This is a genomic window from Streptomyces collinus (assembly GCF_031348265.1).
Lineage (GTDB): Bacteria > Actinomycetota > Actinomycetes > Streptomycetales > Streptomycetaceae > Streptomyces > Streptomyces collinus.
Genome location: NZ_CP133771.1, coordinates 2,900,481 through 2,922,114 on the forward strand (window position 1 = coordinate 2,900,481; position 21,634 = coordinate 2,922,114).

23 protein-coding genes are annotated in these 21,634 nt (G+C 71.5%); 8 read left to right on the forward strand and 15 right to left on the reverse strand.

Annotation, left to right across the window (positions count from 1 at the left end):
* Positions 1 to 25 precede the first annotated feature (25 nt).
* On the reverse strand, positions 26 to 724 hold the full coding sequence (locus RFN52_RS13095) for a TerB family tellurite resistance protein (protein WP_184846197.1): 699 nt from the start codon (positions 722 to 724) through the stop codon (positions 26 to 28).
* 211 nt (positions 725 to 935) lie between these two features.
* Positions 936 to 2,657 carry a 2-isopropylmalate synthase gene (gene leuA, locus RFN52_RS13100; protein ID WP_184846199.1) on the reverse strand — a complete coding sequence of 574 codons (1,722 nt, stop codon included), beginning with the start codon at positions 2,655 to 2,657 and terminating at the stop codon, positions 936 to 938.
* Between the two features lie 333 nt (positions 2,658 to 2,990).
* Between leuA and RFN52_RS13105 the strand changes: the two genes are divergently transcribed.
* The 3 genes from RFN52_RS13105 (at position 2,991) to RFN52_RS13115 (ending at position 5,778) form a co-directional block, all read left to right on the forward strand.
* Positions 2,991 to 4,052 carry a M4 family metallopeptidase gene (locus RFN52_RS13105; RefSeq protein WP_184846201.1) on the forward strand — a complete coding sequence of 354 codons (1,062 nt, stop codon included), beginning with the start codon at positions 2,991 to 2,993 and terminating at the stop codon, positions 4,050 to 4,052.
* Positions 4,053 to 4,072: 20 nt separating this feature from the next.
* Positions 4,073 to 4,339: a protealysin inhibitor emfourin gene (locus RFN52_RS13110; RefSeq protein ID WP_184846203.1), complete on the forward strand. Its 267-nt coding sequence runs from the start codon at positions 4,073 to 4,075 to the stop codon at positions 4,337 to 4,339.
* 116 nt (positions 4,340 to 4,455) lie between these two features.
* Entirely contained in the window at positions 4,456 to 5,778 is a 1,323-nt protein-coding gene (locus RFN52_RS13115; protein WP_184846205.1) for a GH1 family beta-glucosidase, read from the forward strand.
* Here the strand turns inward: RFN52_RS13115 and RFN52_RS13120 are convergent.
* Genes RFN52_RS13120 through RFN52_RS13130 form a run of 3 tightly spaced genes read right to left on the reverse strand, consistent with a single transcriptional unit; the run spans position 5,768 to position 7,752 of the window.
* The gene (locus tag RFN52_RS13120) at positions 5,768 to 6,580 is read right to left on the reverse strand and encodes an SAM-dependent methyltransferase (RefSeq protein ID WP_184846207.1); all 813 of its coding nucleotides are present in this window, start codon (positions 6,578 to 6,580) and stop codon (positions 5,768 to 5,770) included. The genes RFN52_RS13115 and RFN52_RS13120 overlap by 11 nt on opposite strands.
* 51 nt (positions 6,581 to 6,631) lie before the next feature.
* Positions 6,632 to 6,883, reverse strand: coding sequence for a DUF397 domain-containing protein (locus RFN52_RS13125; protein ID WP_184846209.1), 252 nt, complete (start codon positions 6,881 to 6,883; stop codon positions 6,632 to 6,634).
* Positions 6,880 to 7,752 carry a Sco1979 family transcriptional regulator gene (locus RFN52_RS13130; protein WP_184846211.1) on the reverse strand — a complete coding sequence of 291 codons (873 nt, stop codon included), beginning with the start codon at positions 7,750 to 7,752 and terminating at the stop codon, positions 6,880 to 6,882. The genes RFN52_RS13125 and RFN52_RS13130 overlap by 4 nt, the downstream gene beginning before the upstream one ends.
* Before the next feature lie 248 nt (positions 7,753 to 8,000).
* Here RFN52_RS13130 and RFN52_RS13135 point away from each other — a divergent pair, with 248 nt between their 5' ends.
* On the forward strand, positions 8,001 to 8,447 hold the full coding sequence (locus RFN52_RS13135; protein ID WP_184846213.1) for an ATP-binding protein: 447 nt from the start codon (positions 8,001 to 8,003) through the stop codon (positions 8,445 to 8,447).
* Between the two features lie 30 nt (positions 8,448 to 8,477).
* Here RFN52_RS13135 and era read toward each other — a convergent pair whose 3' ends face one another.
* The gene (gene era / locus RFN52_RS13140) at positions 8,478 to 9,440 is read right to left on the reverse strand and encodes a GTPase Era (protein WP_184846215.1); all 963 of its coding nucleotides are present in this window, start codon (positions 9,438 to 9,440) and stop codon (positions 8,478 to 8,480) included.
* Positions 9,441 to 9,600: 160 nt separating this feature from the next.
* Between era and RFN52_RS13145 the strand changes: the two genes are divergently transcribed.
* Both RFN52_RS13145 and RFN52_RS13150 read left to right on the forward strand, forming a co-directional pair.
* A complete protein-coding gene (locus RFN52_RS13145; protein ID WP_184846217.1) occupies positions 9,601 to 10,911 on the forward strand; it encodes an ammonium transporter in 1,311 nt (436 codons plus the stop codon).
* The gene (locus tag RFN52_RS13150) at positions 10,908 to 11,246 is read left to right on the forward strand and encodes a P-II family nitrogen regulator (RefSeq protein WP_033306329.1); all 339 of its coding nucleotides are present in this window, start codon (positions 10,908 to 10,910) and stop codon (positions 11,244 to 11,246) included. The genes RFN52_RS13145 and RFN52_RS13150 overlap by 4 nt, the downstream gene beginning before the upstream one ends.
* A gap of 31 nt (positions 11,247 to 11,277) precedes the next feature.
* On the opposite strand, the gene RFN52_RS13155 is transcribed toward RFN52_RS13150, so the two are convergent.
* The 9 genes from RFN52_RS13155 to RFN52_RS13195 form a co-directional block, all read right to left on the reverse strand.
* The gene (locus RFN52_RS13155; RefSeq protein ID WP_184846218.1) at positions 11,278 to 11,754 is read right to left on the reverse strand and encodes a hypothetical protein; all 477 of its coding nucleotides are present in this window, start codon (positions 11,752 to 11,754) and stop codon (positions 11,278 to 11,280) included.
* A gap of 181 nt (positions 11,755 to 11,935) precedes the next feature.
* Positions 11,936 to 12,289, reverse strand: a complete 354-nt coding sequence (locus RFN52_RS13160) for a cytidine deaminase-like protein (RefSeq protein WP_184846219.1) — start codon at positions 12,287 to 12,289, stop codon at positions 11,936 to 11,938.
* 37 nt (positions 12,290 to 12,326) lie between these two features.
* Entirely contained in the window at positions 12,327 to 12,686 is a 360-nt protein-coding gene (locus tag RFN52_RS13165) for an MmcQ/YjbR family DNA-binding protein (protein WP_184846220.1), read from the reverse strand.
* Positions 12,683 to 13,987: a hemolysin family protein gene (locus tag RFN52_RS13170; protein WP_184846221.1), complete on the reverse strand. Its 1,305-nt coding sequence runs from the start codon at positions 13,985 to 13,987 to the stop codon at positions 12,683 to 12,685. The genes RFN52_RS13165 and RFN52_RS13170 overlap by 4 nt, the downstream gene beginning before the upstream one ends.
* Positions 13,988 to 13,995: 8 nt before the next feature.
* Positions 13,996 to 14,493: an rRNA maturation RNase YbeY gene (ybeY, locus tag RFN52_RS13175; RefSeq protein ID WP_184846222.1), complete on the reverse strand. Its 498-nt coding sequence runs from the start codon at positions 14,491 to 14,493 to the stop codon at positions 13,996 to 13,998.
* Between the two features lie 14 nt (positions 14,494 to 14,507).
* Positions 14,508 to 15,575 carry a PhoH family protein gene (locus RFN52_RS13180; protein WP_184846223.1) on the reverse strand — a complete coding sequence of 356 codons (1,068 nt, stop codon included), beginning with the start codon at positions 15,573 to 15,575 and terminating at the stop codon, positions 14,508 to 14,510.
* Between the two features lie 133 nt (positions 15,576 to 15,708).
* A complete protein-coding gene (locus tag RFN52_RS13185; protein WP_184846224.1) occupies positions 15,709 to 16,845 on the reverse strand; it encodes a carbohydrate kinase family protein in 1,137 nt (378 codons plus the stop codon).
* A gap of 151 nt (positions 16,846 to 16,996) precedes the next feature.
* The gene (locus RFN52_RS13190) at positions 16,997 to 18,286 is read right to left on the reverse strand and encodes a glucarate dehydratase family protein (RefSeq protein WP_184846225.1); all 1,290 of its coding nucleotides are present in this window, start codon (positions 18,284 to 18,286) and stop codon (positions 16,997 to 16,999) included.
* Positions 18,283 to 19,233, reverse strand: a complete 951-nt coding sequence (locus RFN52_RS13195; protein ID WP_184846226.1) for a 5-dehydro-4-deoxyglucarate dehydratase — start codon at positions 19,231 to 19,233, stop codon at positions 18,283 to 18,285. Before RFN52_RS13195 ends, RFN52_RS13190 begins: the two co-directional genes overlap by 4 nt.
* Positions 19,234 to 19,332: 99 nt before the next feature.
* Between RFN52_RS13195 and RFN52_RS13200 the strand changes: the two genes are divergently transcribed.
* Both RFN52_RS13200 and RFN52_RS13205 read left to right on the forward strand, forming a co-directional pair.
* Positions 19,333 to 20,115 (forward strand): IclR family transcriptional regulator, encoded by a 783-nt coding sequence (locus RFN52_RS13200; RefSeq protein WP_184846227.1) that lies wholly within the window; start codon positions 19,333 to 19,335, stop codon positions 20,113 to 20,115.
* Between the two features lie 202 nt (positions 20,116 to 20,317).
* Complete coding sequence (locus RFN52_RS13205) at positions 20,318 to 21,631, forward strand: MFS transporter (RefSeq protein WP_184846229.1); 1,314 nt, start codon at positions 20,318 to 20,320, stop codon at positions 21,629 to 21,631.
* Positions 21,632 to 21,634 lie beyond the last annotated feature (3 nt).

Here is a 21,634-nt window from a genome sequence, read left to right on the forward strand (position 1 = left end):
TCCCCCGGGAGTAACGCCGGGGGCCCTACGAGGGCGTGCGCGCGGCCTCCGCCAGCAGCCGCGTGACGTCGTCCGAGCAGATGGTGAGCGCCGCCCCGACCGTCGCCAGTACGTCCCGCTCGGCGGGGGTGTAGGGCCCGTCCGCCAGGGCGATGCGGGCGCCCTGGAGCAGGATCGATTCGCGGCCGGCGCCGGCGAGGTGCGGGGCGAGAGGGTCCAGCGCCTCGTGCAGCTCTATGGCCAGCCCGGCTCCGCAGGGTTCGCCGGTGATCCGGCCGGTGTCCGCCTCCAGCGCCTCGACGAGCGCGGCCAGCTGCTCCTCCGTGCAGTCGTCGAAGCCGGCTGCGCGCACGGCGAGCACGGCGGCCTCCAGTGCCGTGCGGGAACCGGCGCCGCCCGCGGCCAGCACGGCGAGGGCGACGGTGTGCACGGCGTCGCGGAGCATCGCGGAGAAGCGGGTGGTGGTCGGGTGGTCGAGGACGTCGGTGCCGAAGTGGCGGCGGCAGGCCGCGCACTCCACGACCGGGCCGGTCTCGCCGCGCGGCAGCACGGGCAGGCCGAGCAGGGTGAAGCGGCGCTGTCCGGTCAGCCGCTGGTAGTTGCGGTCGCCGCCGCAGCCGGGGCAGAAGAACTCGCCGTCACCGGCGGCCGTCCACGCGGTGCGGGTGCCCAGGATGCGAGAAAGCCTGGCGGCATGGCCGTTTCGTCCCCGTCCTGGCAGCACGTCGCACCTCCGTCACGCCGCACGGCAACGTCGCCGTGCTTGCGTGATGTTAGCCACATCCAAGACGAGGAGTCAGCACCCCGGAGGAGACCTTTCCGTGACCTCCACAGACAATGGCCGGTATACGACGGGGCTCCACCCGCCGGACATCGGCGGACGGAGCCCCTGCGGCACCGGTGAGCGGCCTACGGCCGCGAACCCGTACGGCTGGTCAGCGAGCCGCGCGGTTGACGGCCGAGACGACCGCCTTCAGCGAGGCCCGCGTCGTGTTCGCGTCGATCCCGATGCCCCACAGGACCTTGTCGCCGATGGCGCATTCGATGTAGGAGGCGGCCTGCGCGGAGGCTCCCTCGCTCATCGTGTGCTCCTGGTAGTCCAGCAGGCGTACGTCGATGCCGACGGACTGCAGGGCGTCGAAGAAGGCCGAGATCGGACCGTTGCCGGAACCGGTCAGGACGGTGTCCTGGCCGTCGACCGTGGCCTCCACCTTCAGCGTGTCCACGCCGTCGGTGTCGGTGGTCGACTGGTTGTTCTTGACCTGGATCCGGCCCCACGGGTTCTCGGGGTTGGGCAGGTACTCGTCCCGGAAGACCGACCAGATGTCCTTCGGCGTGACCTCGCCGCCCTCGGCGTCCGTCTTGGCCTGGATGAGCTTGGAGAACTCGATCTGCATCCGGCGCGGCAGTTCCAGCTTGTGGTCGTTCTTCAGGACGTAGGCGATACCGCCCTTGCCGGACTGCGAGTTGACCCGGATGACCGCCTCGTAGGAGCGGCCGACGTCCTTGGGGTCGATGGGCAGGTAGGGGACGGCCCACTCGATGTCGTCGACGGTGACGCCCTTCGCGGCCGCGTCGGCCTCCATGGCGTCGAAGCCCTTCTTGATGGCGTCCTGGTGGGAGCCGGAGAAGGACGTGTAGACCAGGTCGCCCACGTACGGGTGGCGCGGGTGGACGTCCATCTGGTTGCAGTACTCCCACGTGCGACGGATCTCGTCGATGTCGGAGAAGTCGATCTGCGGGTCGACGCCCTGCGAGAACAGGTTCATGCCCAGGGTGACCAGGTCGACGTTGCCGGTGCGCTCGCCCTGCCCGAACAGGCAGCCCTCGACGCGGTCGGCGCCGGCCATCAGGGCCAGCTCGGCGGCGGCGACGGCGGTGCCGCGGTCGTTGTGGGGGTGGACCGACAGGCAGACGTGCTCGCGGCGGGAGAGGTTGCGGCCCATCCACTCGAAGCGGTCGGCGTGCGTGGAGGGCGTGGAGCGCTCGACGGTCGCCGGCAGGTTCAGGATGATCTCGCGGCCCGGGCCGGGCTGCCAGACGTCCATGACCGCCTCGCAGACCTCCAGCGCGAAGTCCAGCTCGGTGTCGGTGAAGATCTCGGGGCTGTACTGGTAGCCGAACTCGGTCTCGGGGCCCAGCAGCTTCTCGGCGTACTCCATGACCAGGCGGGTGCCGTCGACGGCGATCTGCTTGATGTCGTCCTTGGAGCCGCGGAAGACGACCCGGCGGAAGACGGGGGCCGTGGCGTTGTACAGGTGGACCGTGGCGCGCTTGGCGCCCTTCAGCGATTCCACCGTGCGCTCGATCAGGTCCTCGCGGGCCTGGGTCAGTACGGAGATGGTGACGTCGTCGGGGATCGCCCCGGGCTCCTCGATGATGGAGCGCACGAAGTCGAAGTCGGTCTGGCCGGAGGCGGGGAAGCCGACCTCGATCTCCTTGTAGCCCATCTTGACCAGCAGGTCGAACATGGCGCGCTTGCGGGCCGGCGACATGGGGTCGATCAGGGCCTGGTTGCCGTCGCGCAGGTCGGTGGAGAGCCAGCGGGGGGCGGTGGTGACGCGGTTCTGCGGCCAGGTGCGGTCCGGGATGTCGACCTGCTCGTAGCGGCCGTACTTGTGGATCGGCAGGGAACTGGGCTGCTGGCGGTTCGCCATGATGCGGGGGCTCCTCAGGGGGTGTCCGGAAGGACGGCCGACGACGCAGCACCAAGCTCCGCGGGGAGGGAGTCGGCCTCGACTACAGGCCCTCGCCGCGGCAGCTAAGGAGAAGCAGCCCGAAACGCATGATGCGCAGCATGCTAGCCGAGCCTCTCCCGCCGCGTGGGGTCGTATCAGTATGCGGGACCCGGCGCGCAAACGGGACAAAAAGTGCGCTATGCCACTTCGCCATATCACTCGCCACGGAGCGTGAGGGCCGTTGTCCCGGTATTTCACCAATCATGGTGGCGACTAGTGACAGGTTCGTCACGCAGTGCAAGGGTGCCGGGCATGACGACTCACGGGGGCTTCGAGCCCGTCTTCTGCACCATCGTTCCGCCTCATGTCCTCGACAAGCTGGCCCAGGCCGAGGACCCCGCACTCGCCGGTCCCGCCCGCCGCACCCTGCAGCGCGACGCCTTCGAGCGCACCCAGCGCCGCCTCACCACGGTCATCGGCGCCAGTGCCGTCGCCGCGGTCGCCGACGGCAGGCCGCAGCGCACGATCCACGACGCCCGGCACGGCACCGACCTGCCCGGCCACAAGGTCCGCGGCGAGGGGGACAAGCCCGGCAAGGACGCCACCGTCAACCGCGCCTACGCCGGTCTCGGCGCCACCTTCGAGCTGTTCCTCCAGGCCTACCGGCGCGACTCGATCGACGGCAACGGCCTCCCGCTGAACGCGACGGTGCACTACGACCGCGACTACAACAACGCGTTCTGGAACGGCGAGCAGATGGTCTTCGGCGACGGGGACGGCGAGATCTTCCTGGACTTCACCATCCCGATCGACGTCATCGGCCACGAACTCGCGCACGGCGTCACGCAGTACACGGCCAACCTCACCTACTTCGGCCAGCCCGGCGCGCTCAACGAGTCCCTGTCGGACGTCTTCGGCGCCCTGATCAAGCAGTACACGCTCGGCCAGACCGCCGCCGAGGCCGACTGGCTGATCGGCGCGGGCCTGCTCGCCCCGCGGGTGACGGGCACGGCGCTGCGCTCCATGAAGGCGCCGGGCACGGCGTACGACGACGACGTCCTCGGCAAGGACCCGCAGCCCGCGACGATGGACGACTTCGTGCGCACCGGCCGCGACAACGGCGGTGTCCACATCAACTCGGGCATCCCGAACCACGCCTTCTACCTCGCGGCCACGGCCCTCGGCGGGCACGCCTGGGAGCGGGCCGGACAGGTCTGGTACGACGTGCTGACCGGCGGCGAGCTGCGGCAGGACGCGATGTTCGCCGACTTCGCCACGCTCACCGTCAAGGCCGCCCGGGAGCGCTTCGGCGACGGGGAGGAGCTGGACGCCGTCTCGAAGGGCTGGGAGCAGGTCGGGGTGCGGACCCTGTAGTTCCGTACTAGACAGGTGCCATGCGTATTCAGGTGCGGCGCACGGGCGGGTTCGCGGGCATCGAGCGGTATGCCGAGGTGGACACCTCGGGCCGGCCCGATGCCTCCGAGTGGCACACGCTGGCCGAGCAGGCCCTGGCCGCCGGCCGGAGCACGCCGCCGGTCGGCGTCCCGGACGGGTTCAGCTACCAGCTCACCGTGGACGGCAGGACGGTGTACTGCGCGGACCCCCGGCTGACGGACGAGCAGCGGAAGCTGATCTCGCGGGTGCTGAAGGAAGGGGCGTGACGAGGGACGGGGCGTGACGCGGAAGGGGCATGACGGGTCCACGTCACCAGCCGGGCAACAGCTCCTTCCCGCCCGGCCGTTGACTTCCGTTACCGCCGGTACGGATGATCCACCGCATGGCGACTGACGCAGGCAACCCGATCCCCCGCTTCCCGGCCGGCTTCCTCTGGGGCGTGTCCACCTCGGCGCACCAGATCGAGGGCGGCGCGGACGAGCGCGAGCCGTCCGTGTGGGACGCCTTCACGGCCGAGCCGGGACGGGTGAAGGACGGCTCCACGGCGGCGGTGGCCTGCGACCACGTCCACCGCCACCGCGAGGACGTGGCACTCCTGGCCGAGCTGGGCGTGAACGCCTACCGCTTCTCCGTCTCCTGGCCGCGGGTGCGCTCCGGGAAGGGCCTGGACTTCTACGACCGGCTGGTCGACGACCTGTGCGCGGCGGGGGTCCGCCCCGTCCCGACGCTGTTCCACTGGGACCTGCCCGCGGACCTGGACTGGCTGGAGCGGGACACGGCCGAGCGCTTCGCCGAGTACGTGTCCCTGGTGGCCGGCCGCCTCGGCGACCGCGTACCGAAGTGGATCACCCTGAACGAGCCGGCCGAGCACACCCTGCTGGGCCACGCCCTGGGCGTGCACGCACCGGGCAGGAAGCTGCTGTTCGACGCGCTGCCGGTCGCCCACCACCAGCTGCTCGCCCACGGCCTGGCCGTCCGGGCCCTGCGCGCCGCTGGCGCCACGGACATCGGCGTCGCCAACTCGCACGGCCCGACCTGGGCGGCCTCGACGGAGGCGGCGGACCTGGAGGCGGCGGACTTCTACGACCTGCTGCTGAACCGGCTGTTCGCGGACCCGCTGCTGCTGGGCCGGTACCCGGAGGGCATCGGCGAGCTGATGCCCGGGGACGTCGAGGCCGACCTGAAGGTGATCGCCGAGCCGCTCGACTGGTACGGGATCAACTACTACGCCCCGACCCGGGTGGGAGCCCCGCAGGGCGCGGAGATCGAGTTCGGCGGGGTCACCATGCCCGCCGAACTGCCCTTCTCCGTCCGGGAGATCGAGGGCCGGCCGGTCACGGACTTCGGCTGGCCGGTCGTCCCCGAGGGCCTCACCGAGCTCCTCACCACCTTCCGCGACCGCTACGGCGACCGGCTCCCGCCCGTCGTCATCACCGAGAACGGCTGCTCGTACCCGGGCGTCGACGACCAGGACCGCATCGCCTACCTGGACGGCCACGTCCGGGCCCTGCACCGGGCCGTGGAGGCGGGCGTCGACGTGCGCGGCTACTTCGTGTGGTCCCTGCTCGACAACTTCGAGTGGGCGGAGGGCTACGCACGCCGCTTCGGCCTGGTGCACGTGGATTTCGACACCCTGGAGCGGACCCCCAAGGCGTCGTACCACTGGTACCGGGAGCTGCTGAGGGCGCAGGGCCCTACGGCTTGATGCCCACCCCGGTCCAGAGGCTGACCTCGGCGTCCGTGGGGGCCTCGCCCTCGGCGGCGTCCGGGCGCCAGCGGTGGCCGACCGCGACGCCCGGCTCCAGCAGGTCCAGGCCGTCGAAGAAGCGGGCGACGTCCGCCCGGGAGCGGAACTGCACCGGCGTCCCGGCCGAGGTGTAGATGTCGGTGACCTTCTGCCAGGTCGCCGGGTCGAAGTCGGGCGTGCAGTGGCTCAGGGCCAGGGCGCTGCCCGAGGGCACCACGTCCAGCAGGCGGCGCACGATGCCGTAGGGGTCCTGGGCGTCGGTGACGAAGTGCATCAGGGCGTTGAGGGACAGCGCGACCGGGCGGCCCAGGTCCAGGACCTCGGCCAGCTCGGGCGCGTCCAGCAGCGACTGCGGGTCGTTGACGTCCGCCTCGATGTACGTGGTGCGACCCTCGGAGGTGCTGCGCATCAGGCGCTCGGCGTACTTCAGGACGAGCGGGTCGTTGTCGGCGTAGACCACCCGGGCGTCCGGGACGACGGACTGGGCGACCTGGTGGAGGTTGGGCTCGGTGGGGATGCCGGTGCCGATGTCCAGCCACTGGCGGATGCCGTGCTCACGGGCGAGGACGCGGGTGGCCCGGTGCATGAAGGCCCGGTTCTCGCGGGCGCACACGAATATCGCGGGGTAGGCCTCGGCGACCCGCTCGGCCGCCAGCTTGTCGACGTCGAAGTGGTCCTTGCCGCCGAGGTAGTAGTCGTACATGCGGGCGGAGTGCGGCCTGCTGGTGTCGATGTCCCGCGCGGCCTGCGAGTTGCTCATGTGGGGGGCCTCTCGGTGGGGGGTGGTGGTGCGAGTCGGTCCGGTGGGGCTTCAGCGGGCCGTCAGATGGTCGGCGAGGCCCTGCTTGACCCCCGCGACGAACGCGGTGATCTCCTCGGGCGTGTAGATCAGCGCGGGACCGGCGGGATCGGCCGACTGGCGCACCGCCACGCGGCCGTCGGCGAGCTGCTTCGTCTCCACGCACTGGCCCCCGTTCGGGCCGCTCCACGGACGTTCCCAGCCCTGCTCGCCGAGGTCGGACGCGGGCATGCCGTTGTACACGGCTCCCCCGGTGACGGTCATGAGTACTCCTTCCGCATGCGGTTCAACAGCGCCCTGCTGTCCGCGGACGAGGTCTTCAGCGACAGCCGGTTGTGCGCCTCCAGATGGGCCACGACGTCCGCGCGCTGGTCGAGGTAGACGGACGCGGAGAGGATCTCGCTGTAGACGATGTCGGGCAGCTCCCGCTCCTCGAACCGGAAGTAGGTGAAGGGCGCGCACGCCCCGACGTGGGCGCCCGCGTCGAACGGCACGATGTCGACGCTGACGTGCTCCAGCTCGGACGCCTCCAGGAGCCGGTCGATCTGGTCCCGCATCACCTCGGGGCCGCCCACCACCCGGTGCAGCACGGCCTCCTCCATCACCACCCACAGCGTGGGCGCGTCCGGCTTGGTGAGCAGGCCCTGGCGGCGCAGCCGCAGCTCCACGCGCCGGTCGAGGCCGTCCTCACCGTCGTTGGGGAAGCCGCCGCGCAGCACGGCACGGGCGTAGCCGGGCGTCTGGAGCAGGCCCGTGACGTAGTGCGGCTCGTAGGTGCGCAGGGTTCTCGCGCCGGTCTCCAGGCTCACGTAGGCCGTGAACCAGGACGGCATCACATCGCGGTACGGGTGCCACCAGCCGGGCTCGTTGGCCCGCTCGGCCAGGGTGACGAACTCGTCGATCTCCTGCCGGCCGGCCCCGTAGGTCTCCAGCAGCTTCTCGACGTAGAGGATCTTCAGGCCGACCTCGGCCTTCTCCAGGCGGCGGATGGTCAGCGGGGTGACGCGCAGGGCCCTGGCGGCGTCGTCGAGGGACAGGCCCGCGTGCTGCCTGGCCTCCTGGAGCCGGCGGCCCAGGATCATGCGCAGAACGGTGGGGGCACCGGCGCCGGTTCCTGGTCGCGGGTCGCTCACGCCGTGCCTCCTGAGGGGTCGTCATCGCCGCTCGTTCTGCGAGGACTTGAACGATGCGTCGGATCGTTCCGCCCAGGCGGTTCCGTCCTTCTGAAATTATCAGGGAGATGGTTGCAGCGTGAACTGCTCTCCGAGCATAGTTACGTGTGTGACCAGGGTGCCGGAAGCACCAACCCCCACCTCCGGCCGGTCCGTTGCCCGCTCGCCTCTTCCTCGACTTCGCCCACCCCCCACGGAAGGCGATCGCCGTGTCCCCCCACACGACATCCACTCCCCGGTTCCTGGACGCGGTGCGCCCGGACCGCACCGAATGGCTGGAGCTGCCGCCGCAGCGCACCAGTGTCAGAGTCGCCCGTCATGCCATGCAAGCACGGCTGGCCGCGTGGCAGGTGCCCGAGGAGGCGTGCGCGAACGCCGTGCTGCTCGTGTCCGAGCTGGTGACCAACGCTCTGCTGCACACGCTCGGCGAGCGGATCCTGTGCGGCGTCCAGCTGATGACGGACGCGCGTTTCCGGCTGGAGGTGCACGACGGCGACCTCACGGGCCGCGGCATCCCCGACCGCTGCCCCGGCCCCGACGACGAGAACGGCCGCGGCCTGCTGCTCGTCCGGGAGATCGCCGACGCCTGGGGCATCACCCGCTCGACCCTCACGGGCGGCAACGCGGTGTGGGCGAGCCTGGGGACGCGGTTATAGCGCGGGGGCGGCCCCTCGCTGTGCGGCGCCTCAGAACCCGAGCTTGCGCAGCTGCCGGGGATCGCGCTGCCAGTCCTTCGCGACCTTCACATGGAGATCGAGGAAGACCGGGGTGCCGAGCAGCGCCTCGATCTGCTTGCGGGACTTGATGCCGACCTCCTTCAGGCGCTTGCCCTTGGGGCCGATGACGATGCCCTTCTGGCTGGGGCGCTCGATGTAGACGAAGGCGTGGATGTCGAGGAGGGGCTTGTCGGCGGGGCGGTCCTCGCGGGGGAGCATCTCCTCGACGACGACCGCGATGGAGTGCGGCAGCTCGTCGCGGACGCCCTCCAGCGCGGCCTCGCGGATCAGCTCCGCGATCATGACCTGCTCGGGCTCGTCGGTGAGCTCGCCGTCCGGGTAGAGCGCCGGACCCTCCGGCAGCAGCGGGACGATCAGGTCGGCCAGCAGGCCCACCTGCTGGTCGCCGACCGCCGACACCGGGACGATCTCCGCCCACTCGAAGCCGAGTTCCGTGCCGAGCTGGTCGATCGCGATGAGCTGCTCGGCGAGCGTCTTGCCGTCCACCAGGTCGGTCTTCGTGACGATGGCGATCTTGGGCGTCTTCTTGATGGACGCCAGTTCCTTGGCGATGAAGCGGTCACCGGGACCGAGCTTCTCGTTCGCCGGGAGACAGAAGCCGATCACGTCGACCTCGGCCCACGTCGTGCGCACGACGTCGTTGAGCCGCTCGCCCAGCAGCGTGCGCGGCTTGTGCAGGCCCGGGGTGTCGACCAGGATCAGCTGGGCGTCCGGGCGGTGCACGATGCCCCGCACCGTGTGCCGCGTCGTCTGCGGCTGGTTCGCCGTGATCGCCACCTTCTGGCCGACCAGAGCATTCGTGAGGGTGGACTTGCCCGCGTTGGGGCGGCCCACGAAGCAGGCGAAGCCGGCCCTGTGGACGGCCCCGGCCGGCTCTTCGGATGACTGGGTACGAACGCTCATGGCGCCCATTGTCCCTGATCCTCGGAGCCGCCCCGCACCGGATGCGCCCGGTGAGCTTCCCGAAACCCTCACGCAACGAAACGTCACGGAAACACACCCGTACGCAACCGGAAACGAGGGGCGGTGAATCTCTGACGAGCCCCCGGAGCCCCCACCCGTTGGAGACACCGTGCCTCTGGCCGCCGCAAGCGCCGACACCGGCGACACCGCCTGGCTGCTCGCCGCCACCGCCCTCGTCCTGCTGATGACCCCGGGCCTGGCCCTCTTCTACGGCGGCATGGTCCGCACGAAGAGCGTGCTCAACATGCTGATGATGAGCTTCGTGTCGATCGCCCTGGTGACCGTGGTGTGGCTGGCGGCCGGCTACTCGCTCGCCTTCGGCGAGGACGCCGCCGGAGGGCTCATCGGCGGGCTCGACCACGTCGGCATGAGCGGCCTCGGCCCGGACAGCGTCCAGGGCACGGTCCCCACGATCCTGTTCGCCACCTTCCAGCTCACCTTCGCGATCGTCACGGCCGCCCTGGTCAGCGGCGCGGTCGCCGACCGGGCGAAATTCGGTGCCTGGCTGGTCTTCGTGCCGGTGTGGGCGCTGCTCGTATACGTTCCGGTCGCGCACTGGGTGTGGGGCCCGGGTGGCTGGATCCTGGAGCGGCTGGGCGCGCTGGACTTCGCCGGCGGGCTGCCCGTGGAGATCGTCTCCGGTGCCTCGGGGCTGGCGTTGTGCCTGGTCCTGGGCCCGCGGATGGGCTTCAAGAAGGAGGCCATGCGCCCCCACAACCTGCCCATGGTGATGCTGGGCGCCGGTCTGCTCTGGTTCGGCTGGTTCGGCTTCAACGCCGGCTCGGCGCTCGGTGCCAACGGCCTCGCGGCCGCCGCGTTCCTCAACACCCTGGCCGCGGGCTGCACCGGCCTGCTGGGCTGGCTCTTCGTGGAGCAGAAGCGCGACGGCCACCCGACGACCCTGGGCGCCGCGTCCGGCGCGGTCGCCGGTCTGGTCGCCATCACCCCGTCCTGCGGGTCCGTCTCACTGCTCGGCGCGCTGGTCGTCGGCCTCGCCGCCGGTGTCGTCTGCTCGTACGCGGTGAGCTGGAAGTTCAAGCTGAACTACGACGACTCCCTGGACGTCGTCGGCGTCCACCTGGTCGGCGGCGTCATCGGCACGCTCCTCATCGGCGTCTTCGCCGTGGAGTCGATGACGGGCGGCGCCGAGGGCCTCCTCTACGGCGGCGGCCTCGGTCAGCTCGGCAGGCAGCTGGTGGCCGTGGTCGTGGTGGCGGCGTACGCGTTCGGTGTGACGTACGGGATCGGCAAGCTGATCGACGTCACGATGGGCCTGCGCGCGAGCGAGGAGCAGGAGCAGACCGGCCTGGACCTTACGGTGCACGCCGAGACGGCCTACGATCACGGGGTCCTGGGCCACGGCGCCCCGGTCTCCTCCTCCGTCGTCCCCCACGCCCAGAAGGTCACCCCCCAGGCATGAAGCTCATCACCGCGATCGTCAAGCCGTACCGCCTCGACGAGGTCAAGAACGCCCTCCAGGAACTCGGCGTGCACGGCCTGACCGTCAGCGAGGCCAGCGGCTACGGCCGGCAGCGCGGCCACACCGAGGTGTACCGCGGCGCCGAGTACCAGGTCGACCTGGTGCCCAAGGTCCGGATCGAGGTCGTCGTCGAGGACGCGGACGCCGACGCCGTCATCGACGCGGTCGTGAAGGCCGCGCACACCGGCAAGATCGGGGACGGCAAGGTGTGGGCGCTGCCCGTCGACACGGTCGTGCGGGTGCGGACGGGCGAGCGCGGGCCGGACGCCCTGTAGGCACCCGGCCCCCACCCCCGTGCGCGAAGGCTCAGTCGAACACGAACGGGCCCGGGGACTGCGGCCCGCTCGCCGTGCACGTGATGGTGATGCCGAAGACGGTCATCTTCAGCGAGCCGCCGAAGGCCTCCAGGCTGTCGCCGGACGCCACGGTGCCGCTGAGCGGGCCGACCTCGACGGGAGCTCCGGCGGCCATCGCCGGGTTCTCCGTGCCGGTGAAGTCGACGGTGCCGCCGCCGGCCTTCACCAGGGTGAGGGTGGACGAGATCGAGTCCTCACCGAGCCCGATCGGCGCGGTGATGGCGGAGGACTTGACGGTGAGGGTGGCGGCGGTGCCGTCCTGCGTGGCCGTGAGGGTGGCCTCGCCGCTGCCGAAGCTGCCGCAGTCGGCGTTGATCGTCGCCGTCTGGGGGGTGACGGCGAGGGCTGCGGGGGCGAAGGCGAGCCCGGTGACCGCGAGGGCCCCGGCCGCCAGTGCCGCACCTGCTCCGATTCGCTTGCATCTCATGGGATTCCGGCTCCGTTTCCGTGGGGGGACCGCTCGGCAGGTGAGTGCGGGCACGCTGCGCGAGAGCCGAACCTGACGGTCCGTCGGAACTTACGGTTCCATTGATGCGCCTGGGGCAGGGGGCGGCAAGGTTGAAAACTGGCCTAATTACCGGCGGTTACAGCGACGTTCGGCCAACCCGTCAGCCGGCGGTCACGGTGGTCCTGACCGTCCCGTCGGGCCCGGCCACCAGCACCGGCGTCTGTGCGCCACCGAGGTCCCGTACCGCCGCCCGGTCCTCCGCGGACGCGGTCTCCGCCTCCGTCACGACCGCCGCCGCCTCCAGGGACGTCGCGCCCGAGGCCACCGCCATCGCCACCGCCGTCTGCAGGGCACTGAGCTTCAGGGAGTCGAGGGCCACGGTGCCCGCGACATAGGTGCGTCCGGTCTCGTCCCGTACGGCCGCGCCCTCGGGCACACCGTTGCGGGCCCGCGCGGAACGGGCCAGGGTGACGATCTTGCGGTCCTCGGGGTCGAGCGCGCTGCTGTCGGTCATGATCCGAGCATACGGAGCGATCCGCCCCGGCCCCGTCTCAGGGCCGGTCGAGGCGCAGGCGGTCCGCTCGGGGCAGGCCCGCCACGACCAGGTCGTACGAGTCCTCGATGAGCTCCCGGACCAGCTGGTCCGGGAGGCCGCCGTCGACCGTGACCGTGTTCCAGTGGCGCTTGTTCATGTGCCAGCCGGGGACGATGAGGCCCTCGTACTCGCCGCGCAGGCGGACCGCCTCGTCCGGGTCGCACTTGAGGTTGGCCTTCAGGGGGCGCGCGTCGAGGAACGACAGGGCGAAGAGCTTGCCCCGGACCTTGAAGACCGAGATCTCCGGGCTGAACGGGAAGTCCTCCACCGCCGCGTTGAACGACAGGCAGAACGCGCGCAACTCCTGCGGGGTCACTCCGGCTTCTCCTCCTCGGGCGGGTCCGCCGGGCCCACCGGCTCCGCCAGCACCGTCACGATCTTGTTCCGGCGGCCGGCGGCGGCCTCCGCGGTCAGGCGCAGCTCCCGGCCGTCGGGCAGGTCCACGACGGAGGAGGCTCCGGCGATGGGGACGCGGCCCAGCGCCTTGGCCAGCAGGCCGCCGACCGTCTCGACGTCCTCGTCGTCGTACTCCTCCAGGCCGTACAGCTCGCCCAGGTCGCTGATGTCGAGGCGGGCCGTGACGCGGAAGCGGTCCTCGCCGAGCTCCTCGATCGGCGGCAGTTCACGGTCGTACTCGTCGGTGATCTCGCCGACGATCTCCTCGAGGATGTCCTCGATGGTGACGATGCCGGCGGTGCCGCCGTACTCGTCGATGACGACGGCGACGTGGTTGCGTTCCTTCTGCATCTCGCGCAGCAGGTCGCCGGCGTTCTTGGTGTCGGGCACGAAGAACGCCGGGCGCATGGCCGTGGACACCTGCTCGGACTCGGCGTCGCGGCTGATGTGCGTCTTGCGGACCAGGTCCTTCAGATAGACGATCCCGACGATGTCGTCCTCGCTCTCCCCGGTCACCGGGATGCGCGAGAAGCCGGAGCGCAGGGCCAGGGTGAGGGCCTGGCGGATGGTCTTGAAGCGCTCGATGACCACCAGGTCCGTGCGCGGGACCATGACCTCGCGGACGAGGGTGTCGCCCAGCTCGAAGACGGAGTGCACCATGCGGCGCTCCTCGTCCTCGATGAGGGACTCCTTCTCAGCGAGGTCGACCAGGGCGCGCAGCTCCGCCTCGGAGGCGAACGGGCCGCGGCGGAAGCCCTTGCCGGGGGTGAGCGCGTTGCCGATGAGGATCAGCAGCGACGGGATCGGGCCCATGATCCGGGCCAGCGGCACCAGGACGTACGCCGAGACCGTCGCGGTGTTCAGCGGGTGCTGGCGGCCGATGGTGCGCGGGGAGACCCCGACGGCGACGTACGACACGAGGACCATGACCGCGATGGCGACCAGGAGGGCCTCGGTGGTGCCGTCGAACTCCTTCAGACAGCCGTACGTGATCAGCGCGGCGGCGGCCATCTCGCAGGCGACGCGGACCAGCAGCGCCACGTTCAGGTAGCGGGTCGGGTCGGCGGCGACCTGGGAGAGCTTGGCGCTGCCCCGGCGGCCGGAGCGCACGGCCTCCTCGGCGCGGAAGCTGGAGACGCGCGCGAGGCCCGCCTCCGCGCAGGCGGCGAGCCAGGCCACGACGACCAGGGCGATGGCGCCCAGGGCGAGTTGCGGACTCATCGTCGGCGTTACGAGACCGTCGGCGCCGGGGACGGGCCGGTCAGGCCCCGCTCCGCGCGCCAGCCGTCCACGATGGCCGCCTGGAGGCCGAACATCTCGGCCTTCTCGTCCGGTTCCTCGTGGTCGTAGCCCAGCAGGTGCAGCACGCCGTGGACGGTGAGGAGCTGGAGCTCCTCGTCCATGGAGTGCTGCGTGTCCGCTTCCTTGCCCTGCTTCTGCGCGACCTCGGGGCACAGCACGATGTCGCCGAGCAGCCCCTGCGGCGGCTCGTCGTCGTCCTTGGACGGCGGGCGCAGCTCGTCCATCGGGAAGGACATGACGTCCGTCGGCCCCGGGAGGTCCATCCACTGGATGTGGAGCTGCTCCATGGCGTCGGCGTCCACGACGATCACCGAGAGCTCGGAGAGCGGGTGGATGCGCATCCGAGCGAGCGCATAGCGGGCGATGTCGAGGATCGCCTGCTCGTCGACCTCGGTGCCGGACTCGTTGTTGACGTCGATCGACATGGTGCTGTGTGTGTCTACTTCCCCTTGTGCCCGGACTTGCCGCGGCTCTTGTGCGTGCCGTTCTGGGTGCCGTGCGTGGTGTCGTACTTCTCGTACGCGTCGACGATACGGCCCACCAGCTTGTGCCGGACGACGTCCTGGGAGGAGAGCCGGGAGAAGTGCACGTCCTCCAGGCCGTCCAGGATGTCCTGCACCTGCCGCAGCCCGCTCTTCGTCCCGTCCGGCAGGTCGACCTGCGTGACGTCACCCGTGATCACGATCTTCGATTCGAAGCCGAGGCGGGTGAGGAACATCTTCATCTGCTCGGGGCTCGTGTTCTGGGCCTCGTCCAGGATGATGAAGGCGTCGTTGAGGGTCCTTCCCCGCATGTACGCCAGGGGGGCCACCTCGATCGTGCCCGCCGCCATCAGCCGCGGGATCGAGTCCGGGTCGAGCATGTCGTGCAGCGCGTCGTAGAGCGGGCGCAGGTAGGGGTCGATCTTCTCGTAGAGCGTGCCCGGGAGGAAGCCGAGCCGCTCGCCGGCCTCGACCGCGGGGCGGGTCAGGATGATGCGGTTGACCTGCTTGGACTGAAGGGCCTGCACGGCCTTGGCCATCGCCAGGTACGTCTTGCCGGTGCCCGCCGGGCCGATGCCGAAGACGATCGTGTGCTTGTCGATCGCGTCGACGTAGCGCTTCTGGTTGAGCGTCTTGGGACGGATCGTGCGCCCGCGCGAGGACAGGATGTTCTGCGTGAGCACCTCGGCCGGGGTCTCCTGGCCGTCGCTCTCGCCGTTGTCGCTCGCCTTCAGCATGGCGATCGAGCGTTCCACTGCGTCCTCCGTCATCGGCTGCCCGGTGCGGAGCACCAGCATCATCTCGTCGAACACGCGCGAAATCAGGGCGACGTCCTTCTGGTCGCCGACCGCGCTGATCTCATTGCCCCGGACGTGGATGTCGGCCGCCGGGAAGGCCTTCTCGATCACGCGCAGGAGGGAGTCGCCGGACCCCAGGACGGTGACCATGGGGTGCTGGGCGGGGACGGTGAACTGTGCTCTCGCCTGCTCCTGCGCGGGGGTGTGAGCTGTCGATGATTGAGTCATGGGCCGGCGCTGAAGGCCTGCGGTTCCTCCTCGTCACGGCCGCGCAGCTGAGGGCGGCCTCGCGATTCCCAGGGTACGACGGGGGAGTGACAAGGCCGTAGGGGTTTTGGAGTCGGGGTTCCGGCCTTGCGCCTCACGCCGAGCGGCGGAAGCCGATCGTGGGGACGGCACGCCGCAGCGGCCAGGGTCTCACCAGTTCCTCCGACACCAGGTCGGCCAGGAAGCCGTACCTCTCCAGGGCCACCGCCGACTGGCCCTCGACCGACTGCACTTTCCGCCACCACGCGGCGATCTCCGACCACCCCGGCGCCGACAGCGACCCGCCGAACTCCTGCACCGACAGCGCCGCCGTCAGCCCGGCGAAGGCCAGCCGGTCCGCCAGCGGCCAGTCCGCCAGGGTCCCGGTCACGAACCCGGCGACGAACACGTCACCGGCCCCGGTCGGATCGAGCGCCTCGACGGCGATGGCCGGGACCTCCGCCGTCTCCCCCGTGCGCCGGTCCACCGCGTAGGCCCCGTCCGCCCCGAGGGTGACCACCGCGAGCGGCACGTACTGGGTCAGGGCGTGCGCGGCGGCCCGGGGGCAGTCCGCGCCCGTGTACCGCATGGCCTCCTCCGCGTTCGGCAGGAACGCCTCGCAGTGCCGCAGGTCGGGCAGCCCCGCCAGGTCCCACGCCCCGGTGTCGTCCCAGCCGACGTCACCGAAGACCCGGGTGCCCTTGCCGGCGGCCTGGGCGATCCAGGGCGCGCTCACGCCGGGCGCGAGGGAGGCGACGGCGGCACGCGCGCGGGGCGGGCACTCGGGGGCCGGTTCCTCGGGGGGCGGCTCGTGGCCGTGCGAGACCATCGTGCGCTCCCCCTCGTAGGCCATGGAGACGGTCACCGGGGAGTGCCAGCCGGGCACCGTGCGCGACGTGGAGAGGTCGATGCCCTCGCCGTGCTCCAGGGCGTCCCAGCAGTAGTCGCCGTAGTGGTCGTCGCCGAAGGCCGCCGCGAGGGACGTGCGCAGGCCGAGGCGGGCCAGTGCGGTCGCCATGTTGGCGACGCCGCCGGGGCTCGACCCCATGCCGCGCGCCCAGGACTCCGTCCCGCGCACCGGGGCGGAGTCGAGACCGGTGAAGATGATGTCCAGGAAGACGGTGCCGGTGAGGTAGACGTCCCAGGGCGGATCGTCCGGTGTGCGCAGCGGGGCGAGGGGATCGACCTGGCTCTGGCGGTGCGATCCCTTTCCGGCCGGGCCCTTTCCGGCCGGGGCGGTGGACGCGGTCACTGTGCGCTCCCTGACGTGGTGCGGATCAGGCCAGTCTGCACCACATCACCGACAACGTGACGCCGATCACGCCGGACCCACCCGTCCCGTCGGCTCGCGCCGGCCCTCGCGTGCCCTCGCCCCGGGCGGGAGCGGGCCTACGGGAGCGGGCCTACCAGCGGGGCATCGCGGGGGTCACCCACGCGGGGTCGGCGATCCGCATCGCCGCCGCGTCGTCACGGTCGCGCAGGGTGCCGTCGTCGTCCAGCCACCGCCGGTGCAGCACCGCCAGCCGTTCGCGGTCGAGTTCCACGCCGAGGCCGGGCGCGTCGGACACGGCGACCTTGCCGCCCTCGAAGGTGAGCCGCTCGGTGAGGACGTCCTCGGACTGCCAGGGGTAGTGGGAGTCGCAGGCGTGGTGGAGGTCCGGGACGGTGGCGGCCACGTGGGTCATCGCGGCGAGCGAGATGCCGAGGTGGGTGTTGGAGTGCATCGACACGCCGACGCCGAAGGTGCGGCAGACGGCGGCGAGCTGCTGGGTGTTGCGCAGTCCGCCCCAGTAGTGGTGGTCGGACAGCACGACCTGGACGGCGCCCTTCGTGAACGCCTCCTGGATCTCGGCGAAGGTCGTCACGCACATGTTGGTGGCGAGCGGCACCCCGGTCCGTGCGGCGACCTCGGCCATGGCGGGCGTGCCGAGCGCCGGGTCCTCCAGGTACTCCAGGACGTCCCCGAGTTCCCGGGCCACCTCCACGGACGTCTCCACGGACCAGGCGCCGTTCGGATCGAGCCGCAGCGGGTGCCCCGGGAAGGCCTCGGCGAGTGCCCGTACGGCCGCGATCTCCTGGTCGGGCGGGAAGACGCCGCCCTTGAGCTTGAAGGAGGTGAAGCCGTACCGCTCCGTGAAGCGGCGGGCCTGTTCCACGACGCCCGCCGGGTCGACGGCGGCGCCCCAGTCGTCCTTCTCGGCCGGCACGCCCTCGGGGTGGTGGGCCCACTTGTAGAACAGGTAGGCGCTGTACTCGACGGCGTCGCGGACCTTCCCGCCGAGCAGTGTGTGCACGGGCAGTCCGAGCGCCTTGCCGAGGGCGTCGAGGCAGGCGACCTCGAAGCCGGAGACGACGGACAGCCGCAGTTTGTCGGCTGTCTGGACGCCGCGCAGCCCGCCGACGTCGACGGCGTTCTCGACGCGGGACGCGTCCACCGCGACCTGGTCGGCGACCGTGAACAGGCCGTTCAGATCGCTGACCTGGCGCCCTTTCAGCCGCTCGGCGAAGGGCCGGGCCAGTTCCAGGTACTTGGCGTCTCCGTAGGTCTCCCCCACGCCGGTGATCCCGTCGGCGGTGACGACCTCGACGATCAGCCGGGGCGTGTACGGCTGGTGCACGCCCTGGGTGTTCAGCAGCGGCGGGTCCGCGACCAGGATCGGTGTGAGCGTCACGTCGGTGATGGTGAGGTTCACAGGGAGGCTCCCACGAGGTCGAGTCCGGCGGTGAGGAGGGCGGTGAGGGCGGCCAGGTCGGCGGGTGAGGGGTCGGTGAGCGGGGCGCGGACGGGGCCCACCCGGTGGCCGCGGAGCCGGGCCGCGGCCTTCACCAGCGACACGGCGTATCCGGGGACGCGGTCGCGCAGTTCGACGAGCGGGACGTAGAACGCGCGCAGCAGCTTGTCGACGGTGCCGTGGTCGCCGTCGCGCAGGGCGGCGAAGAAGGCTCCGGCGATCTCGGGGGCGAAGGCGTGGACGGCGGAGGAGTAGGCGGGGACGCCGACGGTGGCGTAGGCGCGGGCCTGGATCTCGGCGGTGGACGCCCCGTTGAAGAACAGGAAGTCCTCGGGCGCGGCCAGGGTGAGGCGCTGGAGCCGGTCGAGGTCGCTGTGGCCGTCCTTGAGGCCGATGACGTTCGGCAGGGCGGCGATGCGGCGGAGCGAGCCGGCGGTGAAGGCGACCTGGCCGCGCTGGTAGGCGATCAGGGGCAGTGGGGTGCGGGCGGCGATCTGCTCCAGCTGGGCGACCAGGCCGTCCTGCGGGGCGGCGACGAGGTAGTGCGGCAGCACGAGCAGCGCGTCGGCTCCGGCGTCCTCGGCGATGCGCGCGAACCGGACGGCCTGGGCCCAGCCGTAGCCGGTGCCCGCGACGACGGGGACGCGGCCCGCCGCCTCCTCGACGGTGATGGTGACGACCTGCCGGTACTCGTCCTCGTCGAGTGAGAAGAACTCGCCGGTGCCGCAGGCCGGGAACACGGCGCCGGGGGCTGCGGCGAGCCGCTCGGCGACGTAGGCGCGGAAGCCGTCCGGGTCGAGGGTGCCGTCGTCGCGGAAGGCGGTCAGCGGGAACGACAGCACGCCGACCGTCATCCCCGCCCGCAGCCGCTGCGCGACCGCCACCGGTCCGGCGCTCACGGTCGTCATCTCCCAGTCATCTCCTCATGTAGATGTCATCTACGTATGAGAATGAGGGTTGTGTATGCGAACGTCAACCGCCCGGGGCGCCCCGATTACCATCGGTGCATGTCAGACACAGGGGGCGTCCGTGAGGTGAAGTCCGCGGCGCGCACGGTCGAGCTGCTGGAACTCCTCGCCGCGCGCGGCGACCGCCCGGCCCGACTCCAGGAGCTGGCCGACGAACTCGGCGTCCCGCGCAGCTCGATGTACGCCCTGCTGCAGACCCTGATCTCGCGCGGCTGGGTCCGCACGGACGTCACCGGCTCCCTGTACGGCATCGGCATCCACGCCCTGCTCACCGGCACGAGCTACCTCGACTCCGACCCGCGGGTCCGGGCCGTGCGCCCCTACCTCGACGAGGCGTCCGAAGCGCTCGGCGAGACCATTCACATGGGCCGGCTGGACGGCCGGGACGTGGCGTATCTGGCGACCCGGGAGTCGCACGAGTACCTGCGCACGATCAGCCGGGTGGGGCGGCGGCTGCCCGCGCACGCCGGGGCGCTGGGCAAGGCCCTGCTGGCGGAACGCCCGGACGGGGAGCTGCCCGAGGGGCCGTACGAGGCGCTGACCCCGAACTCGCACACGAGCAGGGAGTCCCTGGCGGCCGACCTCGCCCGGATCCGGTCCCGCGGCTGGTCCGTGGACCGCGAGGAGGGGGTGACCGGCATCGTCGGCTTCGGGTTCGCGCTGCGCTACGACGCCCCGGCGCAGGACGCGATCAGCTGCTCGGTGCCGGTCGCCCGGCTCACACCCGCGCACGAGGAGCGGATCATCGCGGTGATGCGGGAGATCCGGATCAAGGCCGAGGCGACCGTTCCGTCGGGGTCCGGATCGGTGCACTGGCGTTAGCCAAAACGCCGCCGACGCCTGACGAAAGGCGCTCGTTTACCCGGGCTTCACCACCCCAAACGCAACGTGCTCCAGATCACACCCCCCGGGCTCCCGTGGGCGACTACGTGCTTGATACAAATTGCTCGCGCGTTCCTGTCCGTCGACGGTCGTCGCCCAACCCCCCTTTCCCCCGCTCCTTTCGCATGCCCTGGGAACGCCCGTGTTCGCCCCCCGCACCACTCCCTGGCCCCTCGTCGCCCTTTTCACGGCCGGGTACCTCGCTCCGTATCTGCTGCCCACCACCGTCGGCAGGCTCGACTCGGACCTTCCGCTCTCCGCCACCCAGGCCGGCGCAGTCGGCAGTGCCCTGCTGCTGAGTTCGGCCGCCGCCGGATTCGTCCTGGCCTCCCGGGTCGAACGGATCGGAGCCCGCGCCCTCGCCCGGCTCGGGCTCGCCCTGGCCCTGCTCGGCTACGGCGGTGCCGCCCTGACCACCGCCGTCCCCGCGGTCATCGCCGGCGCGATCCTCGGCGGGTTCGGCTCCGGCACGGCCACCACCGTCGCCGCCACGCTCATCGCCGCTCAGCGCGACCCGCACCGGGCCTCCACTGCCGGACTGCTCACCGTCTCCGCCCTCGCGGGCGCCGTGTATCTGACCGTGCCGCACCTCGGCCCGGGGCACGGTCTGCCCCTGGCCGCGATCGCCCTCACGGCCCTGGCCGTCTGGCCGCTCACCGGCCGGCTCCCCGTCGGCACGCCCGTCGCGCCCGCCCGGCACGACAAGGCCCGGCTGCCGCACGCCCGTTCAGGCCTGCTGCTGGCCGCCGCCATGGTGTGCTGGTCGCTCGCCCAGAACTCCCTGTGGGGCGTGAGCGGCCGGATCGGCCTGGAGCAGGTGCACCTGGGCGAGGCCACCGTCGGCGTGGTCTTCGCCCTCGGCCTCGGCGCCGGGCTGGCGGGGGTCCTCGCGGCGGGCGCCCTCGGGGCCCGTCTCGGCCGCGCGCTGCCCATCGGCGGCGGCACGGTCCTCATCGCCGCCTGCATCGTGCTCAGCGCCTCCGCGACCGACCTGGGGAGCTTCGCGGCCGGCGAGATCGCCTGGAACACGCTCTACCCGGTGGTGCTGTCGTACCTCATCGGGCTCGCGGCCTCGCTCGACCCGCGCGGCCGCTGGGCGGTGCTGGTCGGCTCGGCGTCCTCGCTGGGCACCGCCGCCGGGCCGCTGACCGGCAGCGTGCTGTCGGCGCAGGCCGGGTTCCCGGTCATGGGCGCGGTCCTCGGCGCCGGGCTGCTGGTGATCGCCCTGCCGATGACCGCCGTCGCCCTGCACACCGGCGGACGCCCGCTGCTGCCCGGTGCGATCCGCCGCCGCGGCGGTCACCCGGCCGCCCTGGTCGCCGCCGCCACGGGCACGCCCAGCGGCGCGATCCCCGAGATCGGCGCCCCGGAGCAGCCGGTGGTGGAGATCCCGGTCGAGACCCCGGCCGTCCCCGCCCAGCGCGCCTACGACAAGGCGGGGTCGGAGGTCTTCTGACCC